We start from the raw sequence: 4,510 nt of genomic DNA on the forward strand, positions 1-4,510 counted from the left end.
CACCCAGCCCGACAGCATCCACTGGTGCACCGGCTCCGACGACGAGTGGGTCCAGCTCACCGACGCCCTGGTCGCCACTGGCACGTTCATCAAGCTCGACGAGACAAAGAAGCCCAACTCCTACTACGCCGCCTCCGACCCGATCGATGTCGCGCGCGTCGAGGACCGCACCTACATCTGCTCGGTCGACGAGAAGGATGCCGGGCCCACCAACAACTGGATGGACCCCGACGAGATGAAGGACCTCATGCGCGGGCTGTACGCCGGCTGCATGCAGGGCCGCACGATGTACGTCATTCCCTTCGTCATGGGTCACCTCGAGGCCGAGAAGCCGATGTTCGGCGTGGAGCTCACCGACTCCGCCTACGTCACCGTGTCGATGCGGGTGATGGCCCGGATGGGCGCCGACGTGCTGCGCAGGATCGAGGAGATCGGCGAGGACGTGCAGTGGGTCCCGGCCCTCCACTCCGTCGGCAAGCCGCTCGCCGAGGGTGAGCCGGACGTGTCCTGGCCGTGCAACGACACCAAGTACATCGTCCAGTTCCCCGAGGAGCGGATGATCTGGAGCTTCGGTTCCGGGTACGGCGGCAACGCGCTGCTCGGCAAGAAGTGCTACGCGCTGCGCATCGCCAGCGTCATGGCGCGCGACGAGGGCTGGATGGCCGAGCACATGCTCATCCTCAAGCTCACCTCCCCGGCGGGAGTCACCAAGTACATCGCCGCGGCCTTCCCGAGCGCGTGCGGCAAGACCAACCTCGCCATGCTCAAGCCCACCATCCCGGGCTGGAAGGTCGAGGCGATCGGCGACGACATCGCGTGGATGCGCATCGGTGAGGACGGTCGCCTGTGGGCCGTCAACCCGGAGTTCGGCTTCTTCGGGGTCGCACCCGGCACCAACGAGCACACCAACCCGAATGCCATGGCGACCATCAACAAGGGCAACTCGGTCTTCACCAACGTCGCGCTCACCGAGAACGGTGACGTGTGGTGGGAGGGCCTGGAGAACACCCCGGCCAAGGCCACGTCCTGGAAGGGCGAGCCCTGGACCCCGGACAGCGACGAGCTGTCGAGCCACGCCAACAGCCGCTACTGCACCCCGATCAAGCAGTGCGACATGCTCGCTGCGGAGTACGACGACCCGCGCGGCGTACCGATCGACGCGATCCTGTTCGGCGGCCGTCGCAAGACGACCATCCCGCTCGTGACCGAGGCGCGCGACTGGACCCACGGCACGTTCATGGGCGCCACGCTCTCCTCCGAGACGACCGCTGCGGCCGTCGGCGCCGTGGGCGTCGTGCGTCGCGACCCGATGGCGATGCTGCCGTTCATCGGCTACAACGCCGGCGACTACTTCGGCCACTGGATCAACATGGGCAAGGACAACGACGAGTCGAAGATGCCCAAGATCTTCTATGTCAACTGGTTCCGTCGTGCCGACGACGGCGACTTCCTGTGGCCCGGGTTCGGCGAGAACAGCCGCGTCCTCAAGTGGGTCATCGAGCGTCTCGAAGGCACCGCGGCCGCGGTCGAGACCCCCATCGGCCACGTGCCGGCGCCGGGCTCGCTCGACATCGACGGCCTCGACATGACCCCGGAGGCCATCGAGGCCGCCCTGGCGGTCGACGTCGAGGAGTGGAAGGCCGAGATCCCGCAGATCACCGAGTGGTTCGAGAAGTTCGGCGACGACCTGCCGGCCGTGCTGTGGACCGAGCTCGATGTGCTCAAGGAACGCCTCGGCGCCTGATCCTGCGCTTCCACCTCTCCGGCCCGTCAGGATGATCGATCCCGACGGGCCGGAGGCGGTCTTGTGGAAAGATCGGCCGGTCACATGACTGGGAGGTGGTGGTAGGCGTGAATTACGGCCCTGATGAGCGTTCCGTCTTCGAAACGGCCGCTTCCGATCTCTACGAGGAACTGGTCGGCTCAGCCGGCGTGCCTGCGGGTGATGCGCGCATCGAGGAAGGCGGCGACGCCGACGAGGCGTTCGCGCTGCTCAAGGAGATCGGCCTGGTCACCTTCGACAAGGCAGCAGACCGCTGGGTGGCCGTCGACCCGTCGATCGTGCAGTCCCGGGTGGTCTCGCCGCTGGGCCAGCAGGGCGCCGAGCTGATCAGCGAGTCGGCCCGGTGGGCCAAGGCCTTCCAGGGCCTGTCCCACGCGTGGCGACGCTCCCCCGAGGCGCTGCGCGGTCCGTTCGCTGAGCTCCGCGGTGAGGCGATCGCGCCCTACATCACCTCGGTCGTGGCGGATGCCTCCGAGGAGCTCCTGACCGCGCAGCCGCAGACGGGCCGCGCCATCGAGCAGCTTCCCGACGCGATCGAGCGCGAGGTCGGTGCGCTGCGCCGCGGGGTCACGATGCGCACCCTCTACCAGCACTCCGCCAGGCGCCAGGTCGCGACCAACAAGTACGTCGCAGCCGTCACCGCCGAGGGCGCGCAGGTTCGCACCCTCGACGAGTTCTTCAACCGGCTGATCGTCGTCGACCGGCGGATCGCGATCGTCCCGGGTCACGGCGGGCCGGGTGAATCAGTGGCGCTCGCCGTACGCGAACCCTCGCTCGTTGCCTATCTCGTCGACATCTTCGAGCGGTCGTGGGAACGGGCCAGGCCCTTCACCAACCGTGACACCTCGCTCGTGCGCGCCATCGAGGCCGAGCAACGGGCGATGACGATCCGGATGCTGATCGGCGGACACGCGGACCCGGTGGGCGCCAAGCGTCTCGGCGTCAGCCCGCGCACCTATGCCGCCTACGTCTCCGAGCTCAAGCAGGAGTTCGAGGTCGAGTCGCGTTTCCAGCTGGGCTACGAGATGGGGCGCCGGGGAGTGACCGGACGCGATGTCCCTCCGGCCAGTGACCGGGGGGACATCGAGCAGTCCGGTGAGAGCGCCTGAGGGTCGTTGCTCAGCCGCCGGTGGGCCACGTGGTGTCGGACGGGGTGACGACCACCGTCGGCCACGTGGTGTCGGCCAGGGACGGCCAGGTGGTGTCCTTGTAGGCCTCGGCGGGACCGGCGGTGAATCCAATGGCCCCCAAGGACAGGGCCGCGGTGAGAACCGCGGCTGCAATGCGACGTCCGGAGTTCATGAAGTTCATCCCTCTTGTCTGTCAGCTCGGTCCGAGACTAGGCCTCATTGTCGATCACTCAAGGCGATCGGGTATCACGAACGCGGCTGCGAGTCTCTGCATTGCAGCATCTCGCAACGTGCAAGAAAATGCACTCTGGCCTCCCGGTGGGAGGCCAGAGATGGGCGGAGGCGGAGGGATTTGAACCCTCGATGGGGTTGTAGCCCCAAACCCGCTTAGCAGGCGGGCGCCATAGACCGGACTAGGCGACGCCTCCATGCCCGGACCTCACGGCCAGAGCAGGCATGAGGTTACTAGTCACCTCGAGCCTTTGCCGAATCGCACCCGACTCCGCCCGGGTGAGGGCAGTTCAGAGCGGTCGTAGGCCCTGACCGTGCTGGAGATGACGCTGTAGGTCGCGCACGAACTCCTCGCGATCACCGGCCAGCAGCTCCACCGGAATCGTCGTCGTCTGCCCCGTGCGCAAGCGGAGCACGACGACCGGGGAGCTGGCCGAGGTCGTGGTGATGGCGTCCTCCACGTCCTTCCACCGGGCGGCGGCCACTCCCACGCCGCGGACCCACTGGACCTGATAGCCGTCGTCGGTGAACCGCACGACCCAGCCGCGGCGGTTGAGCGCGACCGCGGCGGCGGTCAGGGCGGCGAGCCCGATCAGGGCGGGGATCAACAGGATCGCCGTGTTCAGGTCGAGGAAGGCGACCAGTCCGGTGGTGACGAACACCAGCACCGAGATCGCGACCAGCAGCACGCCCACCAGGCGGGCGGCGACGCTCGGAGCAACTCGGTATTCGGACGGCACCAGGCGATTGAACACACCCGAGCCGATGTTGTGCCAATCCAGCCCTTGTCCCCGCGAGTGGCGCAGGTCACACTCATGATGATCCCCCCGTCACGGGACCAGTTCGGGAGGCTGCGATGACGAGTGCCACCGCCGCGTTGTCAGACTTGCACCGCGCCCTCGATGCGCCGCGAGAGGTCGGCGGAGTGGCCACCGGCAATTGGCGTTGGACCGTCCGGCAGCGCATGACCGGCGTGCGCGACGTGCTCATGCGCGAGTCGGAGCACCCCGACGACGCCTGGCTGAGCGCTCGGCGCGGTACGGCGCTGCGTGAGCGTCGAGCACTGCTGGCCCGCATCGGCGAGCTCGGCCCGGAGGTCCTCGAGAGCCACGACCTGGACGACGTCCGCGTCCAGGGCCTGCGCCTGCTCACCGACATCAACCACCACCTGCAGCGGTTGCGCGACCTGGCCTACGACGACGTCGAACTCGAACTCGGCGGCTCGGAGTGAATGCCGTCTCCTAGAATGCTCCGGTGCCGCCTTCGGGTGGCGCGAGGAGGGGTGCCGGAGCGGCCGATCGGAACCGCCTTGAAAGCGGTCGTAGGGAGACCTACCGCGGGTTCGAATCCCGCCCCCTCTGCCAAG

The 4,510-nt window shown here is 67.8% G+C and carries 5 protein-coding genes and 2 tRNA genes; 4 read left to right on the forward strand and 3 right to left on the reverse strand.

Features of this window, described 5'->3' with window-relative positions:
• Together RMO85_RS05950 and RMO85_RS05955 are read left to right on the forward strand one after the other, a co-directional pair.
• Window positions 1–1,744: phosphoenolpyruvate carboxykinase (GTP) (locus RMO85_RS05950; protein ID WP_310527395.1), on the forward strand; the 1,744-nt coding region annotated here is incomplete at its 5' end.
• Between the two features lie 107 nt (window positions 1,745–1,851).
• Complete coding sequence (locus tag RMO85_RS05955) at window positions 1,852–2,892, forward strand: LuxR family transcriptional regulator (RefSeq protein WP_310527398.1); 1,041 nt, start codon at window positions 1,852–1,854, stop codon at window positions 2,890–2,892.
• A 10-nt stretch (window positions 2,893–2,902) separates the two neighbouring features.
• Here the strand turns inward: RMO85_RS05955 and RMO85_RS05960 are convergent, their stop codons facing one another.
• From RMO85_RS05960 to RMO85_RS05970, 3 genes are all read right to left on the reverse strand, one after another.
• Window positions 2,903–3,085, reverse strand: coding sequence for a hypothetical protein (locus tag RMO85_RS05960; RefSeq protein WP_310527400.1), 183 nt, complete (start codon window positions 3,083–3,085; stop codon window positions 2,903–2,905).
• 165 nt (window positions 3,086–3,250) lie between these two features.
• A tRNA-Ser gene (locus RMO85_RS05965) sits at window positions 3,251–3,341 on the reverse strand.
• A gap of 93 nt (window positions 3,342–3,434) precedes the next feature.
• Window positions 3,435–3,884: a hypothetical protein gene (locus tag RMO85_RS05970; protein ID WP_310527404.1), complete on the reverse strand. Its 450-nt coding sequence runs from the start codon at window positions 3,882–3,884 to the stop codon at window positions 3,435–3,437.
• A 116-nt stretch (window positions 3,885–4,000) separates the two neighbouring features.
• On the opposite strand from RMO85_RS05970, the gene RMO85_RS05975 reads away from it, so the two are divergent.
• Window positions 4,001–4,375, forward strand: coding sequence for a hypothetical protein (locus RMO85_RS05975; protein ID WP_310527407.1), 375 nt, complete (start codon window positions 4,001–4,003; stop codon window positions 4,373–4,375).
• 45 nt (window positions 4,376–4,420) lie between these two features.
• Window positions 4,421–4,508, forward strand: a tRNA-Ser gene (locus tag RMO85_RS05980).
• The last annotated feature ends 2 nt before the right edge of the window (window positions 4,509–4,510 follow it).

This window comes from Nocardioides sp. (genome assembly GCF_031422975.1).
Classification (GTDB): Bacteria; Actinomycetota; Actinomycetes; order Propionibacteriales; family Nocardioidaceae; genus Nocardioides.